Annotated in this window: 17 protein-coding genes; 11 read left to right on the forward strand and 6 right to left on the reverse strand. The window is 54.0% G+C overall.

Annotated elements, in window-relative coordinates:
* Nucleotides 1-3: 3 nt before the first annotated feature.
* Nucleotides 4-1653 carry a class I fumarate hydratase FumA gene (fumA, locus tag AWR26_RS11035; protein ID WP_043953302.1) on the reverse strand — a complete coding sequence of 550 codons (1650 nt, stop codon included), beginning with the start codon at nt 1651-1653 and terminating at the stop codon, nt 4-6.
* A gap of 51 nt (nt 1654-1704) precedes the next feature.
* On the reverse strand, nt 1705-3216 hold the full coding sequence (locus AWR26_RS11040; RefSeq protein ID WP_064565798.1) for an anion permease: 1512 nt from the start codon (nt 3214-3216) through the stop codon (nt 1705-1707).
* A gap of 637 nt (nt 3217-3853) precedes the next feature.
* Here AWR26_RS11040 and AWR26_RS11045 point away from each other — a divergent pair.
* Together AWR26_RS11045 and AWR26_RS11050 are read left to right on the forward strand one after the other, a co-directional pair.
* Nucleotides 3854-6631: a flavocytochrome c gene (locus AWR26_RS11045; RefSeq protein WP_064565800.1), complete on the forward strand. Its 2778-nt coding sequence runs from the start codon at nt 3854-3856 to the stop codon at nt 6629-6631.
* A 163-nt stretch (nt 6632-6794) separates the two neighbouring features.
* On the forward strand, nt 6795-7757 hold the full coding sequence (locus AWR26_RS11050; protein ID WP_064565802.1) for an FAD:protein FMN transferase: 963 nt from the start codon (nt 6795-6797) through the stop codon (nt 7755-7757).
* Here the strand turns inward: AWR26_RS11050 and dcuR are convergent.
* Both dcuR and AWR26_RS11060 read right to left on the reverse strand, forming a co-directional pair.
* Nucleotides 7738-8457: a two-component system response regulator DcuR gene (dcuR, locus tag AWR26_RS11055; protein ID WP_043953306.1), complete on the reverse strand. Its 720-nt coding sequence runs from the start codon at nt 8455-8457 to the stop codon at nt 7738-7740. The genes AWR26_RS11050 and dcuR overlap by 20 nt on opposite strands.
* Nucleotides 8454-10070 (reverse strand): sensor histidine kinase, encoded by a 1617-nt coding sequence (locus AWR26_RS11060; RefSeq protein ID WP_064565804.1) that lies wholly within the window; start codon nt 10068-10070, stop codon nt 8454-8456. Before AWR26_RS11060 ends, dcuR begins: the two co-directional genes overlap by 4 nt.
* Nucleotides 10071-10246: 176 nt before the next feature.
* On the opposite strand from AWR26_RS11060, the gene AWR26_RS11065 reads away from it, so the two are divergent.
* Both AWR26_RS11065 and mqo read left to right on the forward strand, forming a co-directional pair.
* Nucleotides 10247-11161, forward strand: a complete 915-nt coding sequence (locus AWR26_RS11065) for an N-acetylmuramic acid 6-phosphate etherase (protein ID WP_064565805.1) — start codon at nt 10247-10249, stop codon at nt 11159-11161.
* A gap of 280 nt (nt 11162-11441) precedes the next feature.
* Nucleotides 11442-13091, forward strand: coding sequence for a malate dehydrogenase (quinone) (gene mqo / locus AWR26_RS11070; protein WP_139227897.1), 1650 nt, complete (start codon nt 11442-11444; stop codon nt 13089-13091).
* Nucleotides 13092-13130: 39 nt separating this feature from the next.
* Here the strand turns inward: mqo and AWR26_RS11075 are convergent, their stop codons facing one another.
* On the reverse strand, nt 13131-14480 hold the full coding sequence (locus tag AWR26_RS11075) for an MFS transporter (protein ID WP_064565809.1): 1350 nt from the start codon (nt 14478-14480) through the stop codon (nt 13131-13133).
* Nucleotides 14481-14889: 409 nt separating this feature from the next.
* Between AWR26_RS11075 and AWR26_RS11080 the strand changes: the two genes are divergently transcribed.
* A complete protein-coding gene (locus AWR26_RS11080) occupies nt 14890-15588 on the forward strand; it encodes a glutamine amidotransferase (protein WP_064565811.1) in 699 nt (232 codons plus the stop codon).
* Here AWR26_RS11080 and AWR26_RS11085 read toward each other — a convergent pair.
* Nucleotides 15568-15801 (reverse strand): hypothetical protein, encoded by a 234-nt coding sequence (locus AWR26_RS11085; protein WP_139227896.1) that lies wholly within the window; start codon nt 15799-15801, stop codon nt 15568-15570. The two genes, AWR26_RS11080 and AWR26_RS11085, sit on opposite strands and share 21 nt — an antisense overlap.
* 14 nt (nt 15802-15815) lie before the next feature.
* On the opposite strand from AWR26_RS11085, the gene nifH reads away from it, so the two are divergent.
* From nifH to AWR26_RS11115, 6 genes are read left to right on the forward strand one after another with little or no spacing between them, the layout of a single operon-like run.
* A complete protein-coding gene (gene nifH, locus AWR26_RS11090) occupies nt 15816-16643 on the forward strand; it encodes a nitrogenase iron protein (RefSeq protein ID WP_035888626.1) in 828 nt (275 codons plus the stop codon).
* Nucleotides 16644-16687: 44 nt separating this feature from the next.
* The gene (anfD, locus tag AWR26_RS11095) at nt 16688-18259 is read left to right on the forward strand and encodes a nitrogenase iron-iron protein, alpha chain (protein ID WP_064565813.1); all 1572 of its coding nucleotides are present in this window, start codon (nt 16688-16690) and stop codon (nt 18257-18259) included.
* Nucleotides 18256-18600 carry a Fe-only nitrogenase subunit delta gene (anfG, locus tag AWR26_RS11100; RefSeq protein WP_064565815.1) on the forward strand — a complete coding sequence of 115 codons (345 nt, stop codon included), beginning with the start codon at nt 18256-18258 and terminating at the stop codon, nt 18598-18600. The genes anfD and anfG overlap by 4 nt, the downstream gene beginning before the upstream one ends.
* A gap of 11 nt (nt 18601-18611) precedes the next feature.
* On the forward strand, nt 18612-20000 hold the full coding sequence (gene anfK / locus AWR26_RS11105; protein ID WP_064565817.1) for a Fe-only nitrogenase subunit beta: 1389 nt from the start codon (nt 18612-18614) through the stop codon (nt 19998-20000).
* 43 nt (nt 20001-20043) lie between these two features.
* On the forward strand, nt 20044-20466 hold the full coding sequence (locus AWR26_RS11110) for a hypothetical protein (protein ID WP_064565819.1): 423 nt from the start codon (nt 20044-20046) through the stop codon (nt 20464-20466).
* Nucleotides 20463-20957 (forward strand): pyridoxamine 5'-phosphate oxidase family protein, encoded by a 495-nt coding sequence (locus AWR26_RS11115; RefSeq protein ID WP_064565821.1) that lies wholly within the window; start codon nt 20463-20465, stop codon nt 20955-20957. The genes AWR26_RS11110 and AWR26_RS11115 overlap by 4 nt, the downstream gene beginning before the upstream one ends.
* Nucleotides 20958-20963 lie beyond the last annotated feature (6 nt).

Raw genomic sequence — 20963 nt, forward strand, 5'->3', positions numbered from 1 at the left:
ATCTTAACGCTGGCTACAGCCTGCGCACTGTTTGTTCTGGATCTGCTGGAAGAAATCGTTACCTTTGTCATCCACCAGAATAAACGCCGGGAAGTTCTCCACTTCAATCTTCCAGATCGCTTCCATACCCAGTTCCGGGTAAGCCACGCATTCGAGGCTCTTAATGCTCTGCTGCGCCAGTACTGCAGCCGGGCCGCCAATACTTCCCAGATAGAAACCGCCGTGTTTGGCACAGGCATCGGTCACTTGCTGGCTGCGGTTGCCTTTCGCCAGCATGATCATGCTCGCGCCGTGGGATTGCAGCAGATCCACGTAGGAATCCATACGCCCTGCGGTGGTTGGGCCGAGGGAACCGGAAGCATAACCTTCAGGCGTTTTCGCCGGGCCTGCGTAATAGATCGGGTGATCTTTCACGTACTGCGGCAGCTCTTCGCCGTTGTCGATCAGCTCTTTCAGTTTTGCATGGGCAATATCACGCGCCACGATGATAGTGCCGTTCAGCGACAGACGAGTCGATACCGGGAACGCAGAAAGCTGCGCCAGGATATCTTTCATCGGCTGGTTCAGATTGATTTTCGCCACATCGCCTTCGCCCTGCTGGCGCAGCGCTTCCGGAATGTACTGCCCCGGATTGTGCTCCATTTTCTCAATCCAGATACCTTCGCGGTTGATTTTCGCTTTGATATTACGGTCGGCGGAGCAGGAGACACCCATGCCGATCGGGCAGGATGCGCCGTGACGCGGCAGACGGATCACGCGGATGTCGTGGGCGAAATATTTACCGCCAAACTGCGCGCCAAGACCGAGGTTCTGCGCTTCCTGCATCAGTTCCTGTTCCAGTTGCACATCGCGGAATGCCTGGCCGTGCTCGTTACCTTCGGTCGGCAGACCATCATAGTAACGGGTCGATGCCAGCTTCACGGTTTTCAGCGTGGATTCAGCGGACGTGCCGCCAATAACAAAGGCAATGTGGTACGGCGGGCAGGCTGCCGTGCCGAGAGAACGCATCTTCTCAACCAGGTAGTTTTTCAGTTTCGCCGGGGTGATCAGCGCCTTGGTTTCCTGGTAGAGATAGGTTTTGTTTGCAGAACCGCCGCCTTTGGCGATGCAAAGGAACTTATACTCATCGCCATCCACGCTGTAGAGATCGATCTGTGCCGGCAGGTTGGTGCCGGTATTCACTTCTTTGTACATATCCAGCGGCGCGTTCTGTGAATAGCGCAGGTTATCTTCGGTGTAAGTGTTATAGACACCGCGAGCCAGCGCCGCTTCGTCGCCGCCGCCGGTCCATACGCGCTGGCCTTTTTTACCCATGATGATTGCCGTGCCGGTATCCTGGCAGGTCGGCAGCACGCCCTTGGCGGCGATTTCGGAATTACGCAGGAATTGCAGCGCCACGTATTTGTCGTTTTCGCTCGCTTCCGGGTCAGTCAGAATGGCCGCAACCTGTTTCTGGTGGGAAGTGCGCAGCAGGAAAGAGGCATCGTGGAAAGCCTGCTGTGCCAGCAGCGTCAGCGCTTCGGGTTCCACTTTTAAGACTTCCTGGCCGTCAAAGTCGGCGACCGAAACATGTTCACGGCTCAGCAGATAATATTCCGTATTGTCTTTCGCCAGCGGGAACGGATCCTGATATACAAAAGGTTTGTTCGACATAGCTCATTACTCCATAAAAATAAACCGCCGGGAAAGCCCGGCGGTTGTGAATCAGAACATCATGGTAATCCACGGATAACCAATCAACAGCAGGGCGGCGAGGAAGATCGCACCGAAGATGGTGCCCAGACGCCAGTAGTCTTTGGTCGGCAGGTAGCCGCTACCGTAGTAAATCGGGCTCGGGCCAGTACCGTACGGCGTGATGATGCCCATCACACCCAGAGAGGTACACAGAACCAGCACAACCACTTCCATATTGATGCCCGGGATCGTGGCGGCAATGGTCAGCATCGCCGGCAGCAGGGCTGTGGTGTGCGCTGTGGTGCTGGCAAACAGATAGTGCAGCAGGTAGAACGCCAGCAGCAGAGCAATCGTTGCCATCCCCGGAGAGATACCGCTCATCAGCAGGCCGCCTTCTTTACCCAGCCAGGCAATGAAGCCAGTGGAGGAGAGGCCATCGGCCAGCGCAACCAGGGTGGCGAACCACACGAAGGTGTTCCATGCCGGTTTGTTGCTGGTAATGTCGTTCCAGGTCAGTACGCCGGTCCACAGCATCAGTACCACAACCAGCAAAGCAGCCAGAGCGGGTTCAATAAAGTCGGCCGCGAAGATCCACATCAGCAGCGCACAGCAGACAAACACCAGCAGCAGGATTTCGTTACGGGACATTTTGCCCAGTTTTTCCAGCTCGCGGCTTGCCCACAGCGGCACTTCATCATTGATTTTTACTTCTGGCGGATAGAACCAGTAAGCCAGCAGCGGCATGGTCAGAATCAGCAGCACGCCAAGCGGCAGGAAGGCGATAAACCAGCTACCCCAGGAGATACTGATGCCAACGGTGCTTTTCACCAGCGCCAGCGCCAGCAGGTTCGGCGCCAGAGCGGAGAGGAACATAGAACTGGTGATACAGGCGGCGGTGATGGCAACCCACATCAGATAGGAACCAATACGGCGTGCGCTCGGATCGTTCGGTTTTGAACCGTACAGCGGCGGCAGGTTGGCAATAATCGGGTAGATAGTGCCCCCGCTACGCGCGGTGTTAGACGGTGTGAACGGTGCCAGCAGCAGATCGGCGAAGGTGATAGCGTAACCGAGCGTCAGGCTGCGGCGGCCAAGGTATTTCACCAGAATCAGCGCCAGGCGGCGACCGAACTGCGTTTTATCGTAACCGGCGGCAAACATAAACGCGCCGAAAATCAGCCAGACGGTTGAGTTACCGAAACCGCTCACCGCCCATTTAAAGGACTGGCCAGCGAGTTTGAATTTCGGATCGGCTAACTGCTCAGGGCTAAACAGCAGCCACTGACTGCACAGCGCGATGACCACCACGCCGGTCATACCGATAACAGCGCCCGGCAGCGGTTCGAAGATCAAACCTACGATCACGCCAACAAAGATAGCGAAGTAGTGCCACGCAAAAGGCGGTAAGCCCTCCGGTACCGGAACAAATAGCAGGAGCACTGCGACGATAATCGGCAGCGCCATCATAATCAGGCGGTTTTTATTTCCGCCTTTCGCACTGGCTGCACTGGCAGACGGTGGTGTTGTCGTTTTCTCTTTCATAGTGAGCATCTACAAGTAGTTAAAAATTCGGGGTCGGTAGCAGATTTGAATGTCACTTTATTTACTTACATAAGTTACTTTAGTTCTTTATTGTGACTTTTCATATTCTGCCGGGTTTTTACTAACGCATCTTTATCTGCGTTAAATTAAGAAAGTTTCTGTTTTTATATATTGCGCTTCCACTCGCTAATACTCTTGATTGAGATCAAAAAAACGCAAGCGCCATAGGTTTTTTTTATATTTTTTAATACCCACATAGCAGTATGTGGTTATTCTGTGAGAAACATCTCAATTGTTAAATATTGGTGCTGATAATAAATCTCATTTGTCGTTTTTAGTTCGCTAACTAATTGATAGTTTTGTTTTTGTTTGGCTTTGGGAAAACCTTTGCTACGTTGATCAGGTAATCGCAATGTTACCGGTAATTAATATGATGTGAATATATTATTTAAAATTGATAATACAGTAGAGGTAGTGCTGTTATTAAGGTGGTTAAATAGTTTTTTAACTAACGTAATTAATTTTGTAAATAGAATTACAGGTATATTAAATACACGACAAATGGATTTTCAAACGAAAATAAAAAATAAATCCGTCACCGAATTCAAAGTTTATAAATTTAGATTTGGAGTTAAATATGACCAGCAACGAGCGCATCCTCAGCCCCTTTACATTACCAAACGGCGTAGAACTGAAAAACCGTTTGTTAATGGCTCCGATGACCACCTGCACCGGTTATTACGATGGTACCGTCACCAGTGAACTGGTTGAATATTATCGTGTACGTGCCGGTAGCATTGGGACAATTATCGTAGAGTGTTGTTTTGTTGACGATTTGGGTCTCGCATTCCCCGGTGCAATTGGTATTGATAACGACGAAAAAATTGCTGGTCTGGCAAAAATCGCCGAAGCCATCAAAGCAGAAGGCTCTAAAGCGATCCTGCAAATTTACCACGGCGGCCGCATGGTCGAGCCGAAACTGATTGGCGGCCGTACGCCGATTGCACCAAGCGCGATTGCCGCTCCGCGTGACGGTGCCGCCACGCCGGTGGCGATGACCACGGCGGAAGTTGAAGCGATGGTGGTGAAATTTGGTGAAGCGGTACGCCGCGCCATTCAGGCCGGTTTTGACGGCGTGGAAATCCACGGCGCCAACACTTATTTGATTCAGCAATTCTTCTCACCGAACTCGAACCAGCGTGATGACGAGTGGGGCGGCAGCCGCGATAACCGCGCGAAATTCCCGCTGGCGGTGCTGGATATCACCCACAAAATGGCGCGTCAGTACGCGGACGATGCCTTCATTATTGGTTACCGCTTCTCGCCGGAAGAGCTGGAAGTTCCCGGAATCCGCTTTGATGACACCATGTTCCTGCTGGAAAAACTGGCGGCGCGCGGTGTCGATTATCTGCACTTCTCTGTTGGCGCGGCGCTGCGTCCTTCCATTAATGACACCAGCGATCCGACGCCGTTGATTGATAAATATTGTGCGATGCGCTCTGACGTGCTGGCGCAAGTTCCGGTGATGGGCGTGGGCGGTGTGGTTAACGCGGCTGACGCAGAGCAGGGGCTGGATCATGGTTACGATCTGATCGCCGTGGGTCGTGCCTGCATCGCTTATCCGGACTGGGCGGCACGCATCGCCAAAGGTGAAAACCTCGAACTGTTTATCGACAGCACCCAGCGTGAAGCGCTGAATATTCCGGAACCGCTGTGGCGCTTCTCGCTGGTGGAAGCGATGATTCGCGACATGAGCATGGGCGAAGCGAAATTTAAACCGGGCCTGTTCGTTGAAACGGTACAGGACGACACCAGCGAAATGGTGATTAACGTTAGCCTGGAAACCGACCGTATTGCCGGTATCGAACTGGCCTCTGCGCCGCAAAGCGTAGAGTTCACCAGCAGCTTTGAAGAGATCCGCGATCGCATCCTTGATGCCAATTCACCGCATGTTGATGCTATCTCCGGCGCAACCAGCCAGAGCGAAGCAGTGAAAAAAGCGGTATCGAAAGCGATGCTGAAATCCAGCAAAGCGCGCGTAGCCGAAGAGGGCGGCGATGTCCTGGCCGTGAAAAATTACGATGTCGTGGTGGTAGGTAGCGGCGGCGCTGGCCTGGCGGCAGCCATTCAGGCGCACGACGAAGGCGCAAGCGTGCTGATCGTTGAGAAAATGCCGACCATCGGCGGTAACACCATTAAAGCCTCTGCCGGGATGAACGCGGCAGAAACCCGCTTCCAGCGCGTAAAAGGCATCCAGGACAGCAAAGAGCTGTTCTTCGCTGAAACGCTGAAAGGCGGTGGTAACAAAAACAACCCGGAACTGCTGCGCCGCTTTGTGGAAAATGCGCCGGAAGCGATCGAATGGCTGGCGCGTCGCGGCATCATGCTGAATGACATCACCACAACCGGCGGCATGAGCATCGACCGTACGCACCGTCCGCGTGATGGATCGGCCGTCGGCGGTTACCTGATCAGCGGTCTGGTGCGTAATGTCACTAAACGCGGTATCGATGTGATGCTGGATACGTCCGTCGAAGAGATTCTGTTCACTGAGGGTGAAGTGCGCGGTGTGCGTCTGCTGACTGATGAGCAGGAAACCCTGAATGTTCAGGCGAAAAGTGTGATTGTGGCGACCGGCGGCTTCAGCGCCAACAGCGCGATGGTGGTGAAATACCGTCCGGATCTGGAAGGTTTCGTTACCACCAACCATAAAGGCGCAACCGGCGGCGGTATCGCGCTGCTGGAACGTCTGGGTGCCGGAACCGTGGATATGGGCGAAATCCAGATCCACCCGACCGTTGAACAGAAAACCTCCTATCTGGTTTCTGAGTCCATCCGCGGCGGCGGTGCGATTCTGGTCAGTCAGCAGGGCAAACGCTTCTACAATGAGATGTCGACCCGCGATAAAGTCTCAGCGGCCATCATCGCGCTGCCGGAACATTACGCTTACATCGTATTTGATGAGCATGTCAGAGCGAAAAACAAAGCGGCCGACGAGTACATTGCGAAAGGTCTGGTGACCAGCGCCAGCTCTCCGCGCGAACTGGCGGACAAACTGGGCATCGACTATCATGCGTTCCTTGCCACGCTTGAACGTTACAATGGCTTTGTGGAAAAACAGCACGATGAAGACTTCGGTCGTACCACCGCGCTGCGTGCTCCGATTAACGAAGGCCCGTTCCACGCCATTCAGATTGCGCCAGGCGTACACCACACCATGGGCGGTGTGACCATCAACACCGAAACGGAAGTGCTGAATACCGCGCATCAGGTCATTCCGGGCGCGTATGCGGCGGGTGAAGTGGTTGGCGGTATCCACGGCGGTAACCGTATCGGCGGTAACGCGGTCGCCGATATCATCATCTTCGGTTCGCTGGCGGGGCATCAGGCGGCGGTTCGCGCCAAACGTAGTTAAACGCTGTAGCCGGGCAACCGGCTATTCACCGCACTGATAATCAGAGCCGTCATCAGGTACTATTGCCGGGTGGCGGCTTTGTTGCAGAGGGATGACCTGAATCTTCCGCTTGAATCCGCTGGCAAGCCTGTTAAGCCGGTATCCATCAATGAAGGAGAGTGCGATGTCTGATAACCGTGTCTGGAGCTACTCTGCGGTGCTGATGGGCTCGCCCATCCTGCTGAAACTCTTCTCCCACGATGAAGCGCTCGCGTCGCGCGTTTTTTCGCTGATCAAACAGTACGAAGACCTCTTTACCGTTAACCGCGCCGATTCGCAGGTCATGGATATTAACCACGCTGCCGGGCGTCATCCGGTTGTCGTCAGCCGCCCGGTGTATGAACTGATCAAATGTGCCAAAGCCGCCAGCCAGTTGCCGGAAAGCGCGTTTAACCTGGCGATCGGCCCGCTGGTGAAACTGTGGCGCATCGGTTTTAAGGGTGATTCCGTTCCGGCGGCGGATGAGATTGCCGCGCGGCTGCGCATCACGCGCCCGCAGGATGTTATTCTTGATGATGCCGCCGCCAGTGTGTTTCTGGCGCAGCCAGGCATGGAGATCGATCTGGGCGCCATTGCCAAAGGGTTTATCGCCGACCGGGTGCGCGACTACCTGCATCAGCAGGGCGTCAGCGACGGGCTGATCAACCTCGGCGGCAATGTACAAACGCTGGGATCGCCGCAGGGCGGCTGGAGCATCGGTGTGAAAAAGCCCTTCGCCGCTGCTGATGCGCTGGTGGGTTCGATTGAAGTGGTGAATAAATCGGTGGTGACATCCGGCACCTATGAGCGCTATTTCGAGCAGGATGGCAAGCTATGGCACCATATCCTCGATCCGCGCAGCGGCTATCCGCTGAATAACGAACTCGACAGCGTGACCGTGATTTCCACCGACTCCCTCGATGGCGATATCTGGACCACGCTGCTGTTTGGGCTGGGTGTTGAAAAGGGCTGCGCATTGCTGCGCCAGCGGCAGGATATTGAAGCGATTTTTGTCAGCAAAAACCGCGAAATTACCCTTTCATCGCGGCGTCAGTTCCGTTTCACGCCGCTCGATGCCAGCTACCGGCTTACTGACTGTACTGCTTAAGCAGGCTGTACTGTTCAGCAATCAACTGATAGCGGTAAACCGGTCTCCCGGTGGCGCCATAGTGAATGGTGGTGTAGAGAATGTTAATCTGCGCCAGCCAAATCAGGTATTTACGGCACGATACGCGGGAAATATTGACCGCGTTTGCCAGTTCATCGGTTGAGAATTCAACGCCCGGATGGGCATCAATCCACTGACAAATGGTACGCAGGGTCTGCGCGGTCAGCCCTTTTGGCAGACGACGAGTGTCAGCCACTTCCGGTGCGCCGCCGTGCAGCAGGCGATCCACGTCCGATTGCTCATAGTACGGGCGCGCATCCATCAGCTTGCGCTTTTCGCGCCACGTGGTGAGCGCCTCTTCGAAACGCGGGAACTGGAACGGTTTAATTAAATAATCGACCACACCGTAGTGCAGTGAGGTCTGAATGGTGGCGGCATCGGCAGATGACGTAATCATAATGACGTCGATAGCGCGCCCGCTGGCGCGAATAATCGGCAGCAGATCCAGCCCGCTGTCCTGCTGCATATACACATCCAGCAGCACCAGATCGATATCGCGCAGCGGATCTTTAATCATCTCCTCAGCCTGATGCAGCGACGACGCAGTCCCGCAGCACTGAAAGCCGGCAATCTGCGTCACATACATGCGGTTCAGTTCTGCTACCATGGCATCATCGTCAACAATTAATACATTTATCACGCTGTCTTCCTTTCACTATCCCAGGGGAGATGGACAAAAAATTGGGTAAATACGCCGGGCTCGGATTCAACGGTCAGGGTTCCGCCCAGCTCGGTAAGCTGCTGACTGGCAAGAAAAAGCCCAACGCCACGGTTATCGCCTTTGGTCGAAAACCCTTTGCGGAAAATAACATCAATATTGTCCGGCGCAATGCCCGGACCATCGTCGCTGACCTCGCCGACAAGCCAACCATCCTGATAATGCAGCAGCAGGCTGACTTCGCCCTCCGCCTGTTGGCTTAACGCATCGAGCGCGTTTTCTATCAGGTTACCGAGCACTGTTACCAGCACGGTCACCTGTTTTTCGTTCGGATTATCCGGAACCAGGCTTTCATCGGCCAGCGTCAGGGTCACGCCACGCTCTTTTGCCCGGTTGAGCTTACCTAACAGAAAACCGGCGACCACTGGCGATTTAATTCGGTGTTGAATGGCGCCAATATCGGTCTGATAATTCTGTGCCGTTTGCAGCACATAATCCTCCAGCTTGTCATAACGCTTCATATTCAGCAGGCCGAGGATCACATGCAATTTATTCATAAATTCATGGGAGGTGGTGCGCAGGGCGTCAACATAGTTCACCATCCCGTCCAGCCGTTGCAGCAACTGACTGACTTCTGTTTTATCACGGAACGTGCTGATAGCACCGATAATCGTGTTCTGGCTGCGCACCGGCACGGTATTGCACAGCAACAGCAGGCCATTACAGCCCAGTTCGCGATCCTGAATCGGCACCCCGGTTTTCAACACCTCCAGCAGATCGGCCAGCAAAGGCCCGTGCCCGGCAGCGCCATCGGCGGCATTGGTCAACAGCATCTGCCGCGCGGCGTGATTAAGCAGCGTCACGCGCCCGTCGGCATCCACCGCAATCACCCCTTCTTTAAGCGACTGTAACATCGCCTGGCGCTGCTTAAACTGCGCGGAGATTTCGTACGGTTCCAGCCCCAGCAGAATACGTTTCAGCACACGCACCAGTTGCCAGATGCCGAGCGAGCCAATCAGCGCGCTGAATAGCAGCGTCCACATCACCGCCCAGCGGCTGCGGTTTACCTGATCCTGCACTTTACTCAGAGAAATGCCGACCACCACCACGCCAATTTGCTGATAGCGGCTGTCATAAACCGGCGTAAATACACGTAGCGCCAGCCCCAGCGTGCCGCGATTTACCGCCACATTCTCTTTACCGCGCAGCGCGGGCTGCAGATCATCGCCGATAAACTTTTGCCCGATGATCGCGGCATTCGGATGCGAATAACGAATCCCCTGCATATTGGTGACGATGGCGTAAAGCAGATCATTGCGCGTGGTGACCGCCGAAGCCAGCGGCTGTATCACGTTGCTGCCCGGCGGCAACAACAAACCGCGTTTGATCTCCGGCGCATCCGCCAGCGTGCGGGCCACTGCCAGCGCCGTCTCTTTCACCCCATCGCGCGTGGCGTTGCTGATTTGCCAAAACCACAGTGCACACGCCAGTAGCAGCACGGAGCCGGTGACGCTGCACACCATTAATGTCACCGTGGTGCCAAGTTTCATTGGACGTTTGCGCGGTTTTATCGCCGCAGACGCTAAGTCATTCATGCCAGACCTGATTTCTTCTTAATAAGAATCTTATTATCACCGATGGCGACGATTTCATAAAGCCGTGTGAAAAAAGGAAAAGTACTCAATCCGGGGCGGGAAGCGTGACCTCATTCGCAGGTATAACAAATAAATAACCTTATAGTGTGTGTGGAACCATTCAGAAGGAGCAGGGTATGAGCAATAAGCCAAACGGTTCAGTAATGGAACGCCGTCACACAGAGACAGCCGATATCGACAGGCTGGCAACGCAGGATATGCTGGCGCTCATCAACCGCGAAGACCAGGCGGTCGTCAATGCGACAGGGGCCTGTTTACCGGAGATCGCCCGGCTGGTGGATAACGCCAGCGCCACGCTAAATCGCGGCGGTCGGGTGGTGATTGTCGGCGCGGGGGCGTCGGGGCGCGCCGCGCTACAGATGGTTGCGGATTTTGCGCCGGATGCGCACCCACAGCTCATCGGGCTGATGGCGGGCGGCGCGGAAGCAAAAAGGCAGGATCAGGAAAAAGCGGCGGCGAACTACGCGCTGGGCGTTGCCGATCTCCAGGCGATCCGCTTTGGTCATCAGGACATGCTGGTGGCGCTGTCGGTCAGCGGGAAAACGCCGTGGATGTGGGGCGCCCTGCGCCATGCCTGGTCGGTTGGCGCGTGCATTGCGCTGCTCAGCCATGCTCGGGAGAGTGAAGCCGCGCAGATGGCGGATATCGTGATAGCGCCGGAAACGGGCGCGGAAGTGATTGCCGGTTTTAACGAACCGAAAGCGCGGCTGGCGCAGCAGCAGATCCTCACTATGCTGGCGAGCGGGCTGGCGATCCGCACCGGGCGAGTCTACAGCAATCTGCGCGTTGACCTTAAGCCCGACAATATGCACTGGATCGAGCGGCAAATCGCGCTGGTGATGGCGGCAACGCAGTGCAACCGCGAGCAGGCGAAAAGCGCACTGGCCGCCAGCGATAATGACTGCCGTACGGCGATTCTGATGCAACTGACCGGCCTGAACAACGCGAAGGCGCAGGATTTGCTGGCGGAAAATCACCAGAGCCTGCGTATTGCCCTGCAGGAAGCGAAATTGCATCTGGTGGAAGCCTGATATTACTGCCCGCCAGACGCTGCGCTGGCGGGTTTTCCACATTTATTTCCCACCGCATAATTTATTATCTGGCGAAAAGCGGCTTGATATTTCTGCGCTTTAAAATAAATCTTCGCGATATTAATTCCACACACTTTATGCCACTGCTTTTTTTAATTTAAAAAACCAGTTAGCTATTGATGCGGGTATTTAATGAAGTTGTGAATGATATTTTAAAATAACGTAAAGATGCGTTAATATCAGTTTTCACAAATCACACTTGCTATGTAATCTAATCAATATGCCTGCAATTAAAAAGACAATTATATCGCTGAGCGCCGTTGCGCTGCTCGTCAGTTCCGCGACCAGTGCCTGGGCGGAAGAGAATCAGAAAACGGACTTCCTGCTGATTGGCGGCGGCATCATGAGCGCTTCTCTGGGAACCTGGCTGCAGGAATTACAGCCGGAATGGAAACAGGTAATGGTCGAGAAACTCGACGCTGTCGCACTGGAGTCGTCGAACGGCTGGAATAACGCCGGTACGGGTCACTCCGCCAATATGGAACTGAACTATACGCCGCAGCGTGCGGACGGTTCTATTGATGTCAGCAAAGCGCTGGAAATTAACGAGCAGTTTATGATTTCCCGCCAATTCTGGTCAGCGCAGATTAAACGTGGCGTATTAAATAACCCGCACAACTTTATTAATTCCACCCCGCACATGAGCTTTGTCTGGGGCGATAACGTTGATTATCTGGCAAAACGTTATGCGGCTTTACAGCAAACCACGTTATTCCAGGGCATGAAATTCTCCACCGATCATCAGCAAATTAAACAGTGGGCACCGCTGGTGATGGAAGGGCGCGATCCGAATCAGAAAGTGGCCGCCACCTGGACGCCGGTAGGTACGGATGTGAACTACGGCGAAATTACTCGCCAGCTGGTCAGCAGCCTGAAAAAGAGCAGCAATTTCTCCCTGCAAACCTCCTCTGAAGTTACCGACTTTAAACGTAATGCCGATAACTCCTGGCATGTCACCATCAAAGATGTGAAAAGCGGCAACGAGCACACCATTGATGCGAAATATGTCTTTATCGGTGCGGGCGGCGGTGCGCTGAAACTGCTGCAAAAAACCGGTATTCCGGAAGCCGATAACTATGCGGGCTTCCCGGTCGGCGGTTCCTTCCTGATGACCGAAAACCCGGCGATCACCAGCCAGCATCTGCAAAAAGTGTACGGCCAGGCTTCTGTGGGCGCGCCGCCAATGTCAGTACCGCATATTGATGCCCGCTTTATCGATGGCAAACGTGTGGTGCTGTTCGGGCCATTCGCTACTTTCTCTACCAAGTTCCTGAAAAACGGTTCGTTCTTCGATCTGCTGAGCACCACCACTACCAGCAACTTTATGCCGATGACTCACGTGGGCCTCGACAACTTTGACCTGGTGAAATACCTGGTCGGTCAGGTAATGCTGAGCGATGACGACCGTTTTGCGGCGCTGAAAGAGTACTATCCGCAGGCGCGTAAAGAGGACTGGAAACTGATTCAGGCCGGTCAGCGCGTACAGATCATCAAAAAAGATGAAGAGAAGGGCGGCGTGCTGAAGCTGGGCACGGAAGTGGTGGTCGATCAGCAGAAAACCATTTCCGCGTTGCTGGGCGCGTCGCCAGGCGCATCTACCGCTGCGCCGATTACGCTGAACGTCATCAAGAAGATGTTCCCGCAGCAGTTCAATTCAGCAGAGTGGCAGAGCAAGATCCGGGAAATCGTGCCGAGCTACGGCCAGCAGTTGAACGGCAACGTGGCGCTGACGCAGAAAGTCTGGGATGACACCGCCGCAACGCTGCAACTGACGAAACCGCCGGTGATTCAGATGCCAGAGCGCACAACGCCGGAAGCGAAACCGGCCGCAAAAACCGAAAACGCGCCGCAACACGACATGGCGCTGTAAATACCAAAGCCCCTTACGAGGGGCTTTTTTTCGCACCGCTTACTGCGCTTTTACTTTGTTCAGTTCGATACGCTTAATCGGACCGACAATCACCACGAAGCTGAAGATGGCAATCAGCGCATGGACCGCCACGAACACCAGCGCCCACTCAAAATGGCCGGTCGCTTTCACGATGTAGCCAATCACCACCGGCGAGATAATCCCGGCGAAGTTACCGCACAGGTTAAAGAAACCGCCCGCCACGCCGGCCATCTCTTTTGGCGCGGTATCAGACATCACCGCCCAGCCCAACGCGCCAATGCCTTTCCCGAGGAAAGCCAGCGACATAAAGAAAACCACCAGGTAAATCGAGTCCACATAGTTACAGAACACCATCACCATCGAGAGCAGCATGCCGAGCACGATGGGCGTTTTACGGGCAATCGACAGTGATTGAGTGATGCGCAGAATGCGGTCGGAGATCACGCCGCCCGTCAGGCCGCCGAGGAAGCCGCAAATAGCCGGGATCGCGGCGATAAAGCCGACGGTTTTGATATCCAGCCCTTTTTCCATCGCCAGATAGAGTGGAAACCAGGTAATAAAGAAGAAAGTTAAAACGTTAATACAGTATTGGCCCAGATAGACGCCAAGCAGCATGCGGTTGGTGATTAATTGTTTAAATGCACTAAAGTCAAATGTCGGGCCAGTTTTAATTTTGCTCTGATCCATATCCACCAGCGCGCCGCCCTGGCGAATGTACTCAATTTCTTCGCTATTCACACGCGGATGATTTAATGGATTATGTACCACTTTCGCCGCAGCAAAAGTAATAACGATCCCCAGCGTACCCATAAAGATAAAAATAGATTGCCAGCCATAATTGAGCGTCAGCCAGCCCATAATGGGCGCGAAAATAGCCGTAGCGAAATATTGCGCGGAGTTAAATATTGCCGCAGCGGTGGCGCGCTCTTTTGACGGGAACCAGGCCGCAACAAAACGGCTGTTGCCTGGCATCACCGGCGCTTCAAACAACCCGACAAGAAACAGCAAAATGGTAAAGCAAATAATTGCGCCAAAGCCGTGAAAAATCTCCACGCAGCCTTGCAGCAGCGTGAAAATGGACCACATGCAAAGGCCGCAAAGATAAACCTTTTTTGACCCAAAACGGTCAAGCAGCCAGCCGCCAGGAATCTGCGCCAGGCAGTAGGCCCAGGCGAATGAGGAGAATACCCAGCCCATCTGGCCGGGGTTAATGCCAAGCGCGGCAGACATATCTTTACCGGCAATCGCCAGCGTCGAACGGTCGCCGACGCTCACCGCAGTAATAATGAAGAGGATAATAACGATATGCCATCTGACATTCGTTTTTTTGGCGTGCAGAACGCCCTCAAGATTATTAACTTGACTCATGAGAAACCACCTTAAACTTAAATGAAATCGAAAAATGCTAATATGAATTCATTCCAGCAGGCGTTACTGAAGTGCATTCACTATTAACATTGCAGAAACGTCTTATGCTATTTATTTACTCCGTTAGTGTGACAATGACTTTACCGATCATTATTCATCAGGCAGAGATTAGGAGTATCGCCAGGGACAGACAATGTGCATTTGCATAACAAAGCCGATTCTTTTTGCATTTCTGTACGTTATATCTTTTTTGTTTGAAGTTGATCACAAAAAATAGCGCGTAAAAAATAAAAACCGCGATCGCTATTGCGTTTTTGCCCCAGCAATAACCACATCCTCCGCATTGACAACCCGGGGGCTTCCGGCTGACGATGGTTTTCTTCCCGCCTTTAACCTGCAAGGAGTTGTAATGAAAACGGCTGTTGCTTTCCGTCATGTCCCCTTTGAAGATTTAGGCACGCTGGCCGATACCCTGCATTCGCTCGGTTACGAATGCCGCTATATCGACACACCGGTTGAGTCATTTGCCCATCTTGATCCGCAGGCCGCCGATTTGCTGGTGGTGCTGGGCGGGCCGATCGGCGCGTACCAACAAGCGATTTATCCGTTCCTCAACGACGAGCTGCGCCATATTCGTGAGCGGCTGGCGCACGGCAAACCGGTACTCGGTATTTGTCTTGGCGCGCAGCTCATCGCGCGGGCGCTGGAGGCGGAGGTTGCGCCAATGGGCGTGACGGAAATCGGCTATGCGCCGCTGACCCTCACGCCCGGGGAACACAGCGATCTGCTGGCACCGTTGGCGGATCTGCCGGTGCTGCACTGGCACGGTGACCGGTTTGCCATTCCGCAGGGGTCGAGCCATCTGGCACGCAGCGCGGTCTGCGATAACCAGGCCTTTCTCTATGCGCCGCATGCGCTGGCATTGCAGTTTCATCCGGAGGTGAGCGCTATCGGGCTTGAAGGCTGGCTGGTAGGCCACGCCAGTGAACTGAGTCATGCCGGTATCGATCCGCGTCAGCTTCGCGAGCAGGCCGCGCAATACAGCCCGGCGCTGGCCGCTGCGCTTTCGCAGGTGATTAGCCGCTGGTTAGCGCCGCTCGCAAGCTAACTGAATTTCACTTTCGTGAACGTTTTGCTGGCGGGAAAGTTCGCCGCGGAACACTTTCTTTCGTGGATATTTCGCCCGCCACCCGGGCGAAAAATAAATAAGCGTAATACTTTCAGTTAATAACCCGATTTTTTTACCACTGGCGATAAGCTGGCCTCCGCTTTGCAATTTCCTCTTGCCTGTTTGCAAACACACTTTCGCAATGTTGTTCATCAAGAGGAAATATCATGACACGTAAGCTGGCTATTTATGGCAAAGGAGGGATCGGCAAGTCGACCACCACACAAAATACGGCGGCGGCTCTGGCCTGGTTCCACGGTAAAAAAGTGTTTATTCATGGCTGCGATCCGAAAGCTGACTCCACGCGTCTTATTCTTGGCGGTAAACCGCAAGAGACACTAATGGATGTTCTGCGCGATCAGGGGGCCGAGAAAATAACCAATGATATGGTGGTGAAAACCGGCGTCTTTAATATCCGCTGTGTTGAATCCGGTGGCCCGGAGCCAGGCGTGGGGTGCGCAGGACGTGGGGTAATTACCGCTATCGATCTGATGGAGGATAATAAAGCCTACGCCGACGATCTCGATTTTATCTTTTTTGATGTACTCGGCGATGTGGTTTGTGGCGGTTTCGCTATGCCCATCCGCGACGGTAAAGCACAGGAAGTTTATATCGTTGCTTCCGGGGAAATGATGGCAATTTATGCGGCAAATAATATCTGTAAAGGCCTGGTGAAATACGCCAAACAGAGCGGCGTCCGTCTTGGCGGAATTATCTGTAACAGCCGTAATGTGGACGGTGAAAAAGAGTTTCTCGAAGAGTTTACCGCAGCGATCGGCACAAAAATGATCCACTTTGTGCCGCGCGACAACATCGTGCAGAAAGCGGAGTTCAACAAGAAAACCGTCACCGAATTTGACCCGGAAGCTAACCAGGCGCAGGAGTATCGCGAACTGGGACGCAAGATCATTGAAAATACCGACCTGGTGATCCCCCATCCGCTGACCATGGATCAGCTGGAAAAAATGGTCGTTAAATATGGTCTGAGCGATTAATTCGTCCGGTTATTTTACAGTCATTCCCGGAAGGGGGATTAGTTATGCCGTATCATGAGTTTGATTGCAGTAAATGCATTCCCGAGCGTAAACAGCATGCCGTCGTTAAAGGCGCGGATGAAGATATCACCTCCGCGCTGCCGCTGGGGTATTTAAATACCATTCCGGGAACGATTTCCGAACGCGGTTGCGCCTATTGCGGGGCCAAGCATGTTATTGGCACGCCGATGAAAGACGTGATTCATATTAGCCACGGCCCGGTCGGTTGCACGTACGACACCTGGCAGACAAAACGTTATATTAGCGATAACGATAACTTCCAGCTTAAATATACCTTCGCGACTGATATGAAAGAGAAGCATATTGTTTTTGGTGCTGAGAAAGTCCTCAAGAACAATATCATCGAAGCATTTGACGCTCATCCAGATATTAAACGGATGACCATTTATCAAACCTGCGCCTCGGCATTAATCGGTGATGATATTGCCGCTATTGCGCAGGAAGTAATGGATGAACGCCCGGAAGTAGATATTTTCGTCTGTAACTCGCCGGGATTTGCTGGCCCAAGCCAGTCGGGCGGCCACCATAAAATTAATATCGCATGGATAAACCAAAAAGTTGGCACGGTCGAACCGACGATCACCAGCGATTATGTCATCAACTATGTTGGCGAATATAACATTCAGGGTGACCAGGAGGTGATGGTCGATTATTTCAAACGCATGGGGATCCAGGTGCTGTCGACTTTTACCGGCAACGGCTCCTATGACGACCTGCGGGCGATGCATAAAGCCCATCTGAATGTGCTGGAGTGTGCACGTTCGGCGGAATATATCTGCAACGAATTGCGGGTGCGTTACGGCATACCGCGCCTCGATATCGACGGTTTTGGCTTCGGCCCACTCTCCGAATCGCTGCGCAAAATCGGCTTGTTTTTCGGCATTGAAGATCGGGCGCAGGCGATTATTGATGAAGAGATTGCCCGCTGGAAACCGGAACTGGACTGGTACAAAGAACGCCTGAAAGGCAAAAAAGTATGCCTGTGGCCTGGTGGCTCCAAACTCTGGCACTGGGCGCATGTGATCCACGCGGAGATGGGCGTGGAGGTGGTGTCGGTCTACACCAAGTTTGGTCATCAGGGGGATATGGAAAAAGGCATCGCTCGCTGCGAACCCGGCGCGCTGGCTATTGACGATCCCAATGAACTGGAGTCGCTGGAAGCGATGTACAAACTGAAGCCAGATGTCATTTTCACCGGTAAACGTCCCGGCGAAGTGGCGAAAAAAATCCGCGTGCCATACCTCAATGCCCATGCGTATCACAACGGGCCGTACAAAGGTTTTGAAGGCTGGGTGCGTTTCGCCCGTGATATTTACAACGCGATCTATTCACCGATCCATCAACTGGCGCAGCTCGATATCAGCCAGCAGGAGATCCCGGTTGGCCAGGGCTTCGCCACCGCCCGCATGCTGTCGGATGCCGGACTTGACGACGCAGTACGCAATAACAGCGAACTGCGCGAATACAGCGGCGGCTTCGACAGCGTCAGCAAGTTGCGCCAGCGCGAATACCCGGATTTTTCCGCCGATGCTGCCCGCCGTCAGGAGGCCGTATGACGCAGGATGAACAAGTAGAGCTGATGGTGGATTACATCATGAAGCACTGTCTGTGGCAGTTTCACTCCCGCAGTTGGGATCGTGAGAAGCAGAACGCGGGCGTGCTGGGGAAAACCCGCCAGTTGTTATGTGGCGAGGAGGTCGAGCTGGCAAACCCTGCTGACCGTTGTTACTGGGCCGACGCCGTGGTGCTGGCCGATGCGTACCGAACCCGCTTTAGCTGGCTACAAAGCATGAAGAGGGCGGAAATCGGCGCATTGCTTGAGGCGCTGCACCAGCGGCTGGATTATCTGACCATCACCGGTTCGCTGAATGCCGAACTGACCGACCAGCGTTACTGAAGGGGGTGAGCATGTCTTGTGAATTGAAAGCGAAAGATCGCACCGGGGTGATCAACCCAATTTTTACCTGCCAGCCCGCCGGGGCGCAGTATGTCAGCATCGGCATTAAAGATTGTATTGGTATTGTGCATGGCGGGCAGGGATGCGTGATGTTCGTGCGTCTGCTGATCTCCCAGCATCTGAAAGAGAGCTTCGAAATTGCCTCTTCCTCGGTGCATGAAGATGGCGCGGTATTTGGCGCGCTGGATCGTGTGGAACAGGCGGTAGATGTGCTGCTGATGCGTTACCCGCATGTCAAAGTGATTCCGATTATCACCACCTGTTCGACAGAGGTTATTGGTGATGATGTCGATGGCGTGGTGCGAAAGCTCAACAATGGCCTGCTGCAAGAGAAATACGCCGGGCGCGAAGTGCATCTGATCCCGATTCACACGCCGAGTTTTGTCGGCAGTATGATCAGCGGCTATGACGTGGCGGTGCGCGATATCGTTAAGTATTTCGCCCGTAAAAGCGAGCCGAACGGCAAGATCAACCTTATCACTGGCTGGGTGAACCCCGGTGACGTGACGGCGTTAAAACATCTGCTGGATGAGATGTCGATTGATGCCACGGTGCTGTTTGAAATCGAAGCCTTTGACTCGCCGCTGATGCCGTCCGGCAATACCGTTTCACACGGCAACACCACCATTGCCGATCTTACCGGTACGGCGAACGCCAGCGCCACGATTGCGCTTAACCGCTACGAAGGGGCGAAAGCGGCGCGTTATCTGGAAGAGAAGTTTGACGTCCCGGCGCTGATTGGCCCGACGCCAATTGGTATTCGCAACACCGATACTTTCCTGCACAACCTGAAAACGCTCACCGGTAAACCTATCCCTGAATCACTGGTGCGTGAACGCGGCATTGCCCTCGATGCGCTGACCGATCTGGTTCATATGTTCCTCGCCGATAAAAAGGTGGCGATCTACGGCAACCCGGATCTGGTGGTGGGGCTGGCGGAATTTTGCCTCGATCTGGAGATGAAACCGGTGCTGCTGTTGCTGGGTGACGACAACGCCACCTATGCCGATGACCCGCGCATTCAGGCGTTGCAGCAACAGGTGGAGTACAAGATGGAGATTGTTACCAACGCCGACCTGTGGGAGATGGAAAAACGCATTACGGAAGGTGAGCTGGAGCTGGATCTGATTCTCGGTCACTCGAAAGGGCGTTTTACCGCCATTGATAACCAGATCCCGATGGTGCGCGTGGGCTTTCCCACCTACGACCGCGCTGGGCACTATCGCCATCCGGTGGTGGGTTACGCTGGTGCAATCTGGCTGGCAGAGCAGATGGCGAACACGCTGTTTACCGATATGGAATACAAGAAAAATAAAGAGTGGATCCTCAATGTCTGGTAATGCCTGACCTGAACGCCGGGGCTCGCCCCGGCTGGAGAAAACCATGGCGCAACTCCTGTTTGAGACCGATGAACAGCGTTTTGTCCGCTGTTACGACTATGCGAAAGGTTACCATCGCCGCGCCAGTCTGCTGGCGGTGCAAAACCGTTCCGCCAGCCTGGTATTTAACGTCGCGGCCATTGCCGTGGAGTGCTATCTGATTGCGCTCTGCTCCTTGCATGGCGATATGCCCTTTAACCATAACTACCGCAGTCTGCTGGCGAGTGCCGCGCAAAAGAGCGTGTTTAGCAACTCCTTGCGCGACGGCATTTTGTCGCTGGACAGTATTTTCGGTATCTGCTCGGTAGATGACTATCACCACGGTACACCGGATGAGCACGACAAAGTGCGCATTCTCAGCGTTTGTCAGTCGCTGGATGCGCTGATTGCCAGCGAACAGCGACGCCTGCAGGAGGAAAAATCATGAGCCAGCAGACACTAATGCACCCGCACGGCGAGATGCGCCGCGATGAGCGGGAACTGACCGAGCCTCAGGCTTTGGATGCGATTTTGCAGGCCGGAAGGGTGATGTATATCGCGCTGGCCTGCGCGGATATGCCGTTTCTGCTGCCGGTGTTTTATGTCTGGGATGGCACGGCGCTGTGGTTTCACTCGGCGCGTGCCGGGAGCAAAATCGACATCATGCGGCAAAACGCCAACATCTGCTTTGCGGTGTCTGAATACGGCGGCATCATCGAAGATGAGCTGGCCTGCAACTTTGAGGCGCGTCACCGCACGGTGATAGGCGTCGGTAAAACCCATTTTGTTGACGACGAGACGGAAAAGGTCACCATGCTGCACCGCCTGATGGCGCGTTTCAGCGACAAAACGTTCCACTTTCCCGCCGCCAACCTGAAAGCCACCCAGGTTATCCGCATTGACATTACTTCGATGAAGGGGAAACAACACGGCTATTAGTCCGGA

It is taken from the genome of Kosakonia oryzae, assembly GCF_001658025.2.
GTDB lineage: Bacteria > Pseudomonadota > Gammaproteobacteria > Enterobacterales > Enterobacteriaceae > Kosakonia > Kosakonia oryzae.

Bases quoted from the DNA above. Each gene is read 5' to 3' on its own strand.
- fumA (WP_043953302.1), bottom strand. From the start codon at position 1,653: ATGTCGAACAAACCTTTTGTATATCAGGATCCGTTCCCGCTGGCGAAA.
- AWR26_RS11040 (WP_064565798.1), bottom strand. From the start codon at position 3,216: ATGAAAGAGAAAACGACAACACCACCGTCTGCCAGTGCAGCCAGTGCG.
- AWR26_RS11045 (WP_064565800.1), top strand. From the start codon at position 3,854: ATGACCAGCAACGAGCGCATCCTCAGCCCCTTTACATTACCAAACGGC.
- AWR26_RS11050 (WP_064565802.1), top strand. From the start codon at position 6,795: ATGTCTGATAACCGTGTCTGGAGCTACTCTGCGGTGCTGATGGGCTCG.
- AWR26_RS11060 (WP_064565804.1), bottom strand. From the start codon at position 10,070: ATGAATGACTTAGCGTCTGCGGCGATAAAACCGCGCAAACGTCCAATG.
- AWR26_RS11065 (WP_064565805.1), top strand. From the start codon at position 10,247: ATGAGCAATAAGCCAAACGGTTCAGTAATGGAACGCCGTCACACAGAG.
- mqo (WP_139227897.1), top strand. From the start codon at position 11,442: ATGCCTGCAATTAAAAAGACAATTATATCGCTGAGCGCCGTTGCGCTG.
- AWR26_RS11075 (WP_064565809.1), bottom strand. From the start codon at position 14,480: ATGAGTCAAGTTAATAATCTTGAGGGCGTTCTGCACGCCAAAAAAACG.
- AWR26_RS11080 (WP_064565811.1), top strand. From the start codon at position 14,890: ATGAAAACGGCTGTTGCTTTCCGTCATGTCCCCTTTGAAGATTTAGGC.
- AWR26_RS11085 (WP_139227896.1), bottom strand. From the start codon at position 15,801: ATGAACAACATTGCGAAAGTGTGTTTGCAAACAGGCAAGAGGAAATTG.
- nifH (WP_035888626.1), top strand. From the start codon at position 15,816: ATGACACGTAAGCTGGCTATTTATGGCAAAGGAGGGATCGGCAAGTCG.
- anfD (WP_064565813.1), top strand. From the start codon at position 16,688: ATGCCGTATCATGAGTTTGATTGCAGTAAATGCATTCCCGAGCGTAAA.
- anfG (WP_064565815.1), top strand. From the start codon at position 18,256: ATGACGCAGGATGAACAAGTAGAGCTGATGGTGGATTACATCATGAAG.
- anfK (WP_064565817.1), top strand. From the start codon at position 18,612: ATGTCTTGTGAATTGAAAGCGAAAGATCGCACCGGGGTGATCAACCCA.
- AWR26_RS11110 (WP_064565819.1), top strand. From the start codon at position 20,044: ATGGCGCAACTCCTGTTTGAGACCGATGAACAGCGTTTTGTCCGCTGT.
- AWR26_RS11115 (WP_064565821.1), top strand. From the start codon at position 20,463: ATGAGCCAGCAGACACTAATGCACCCGCACGGCGAGATGCGCCGCGAT.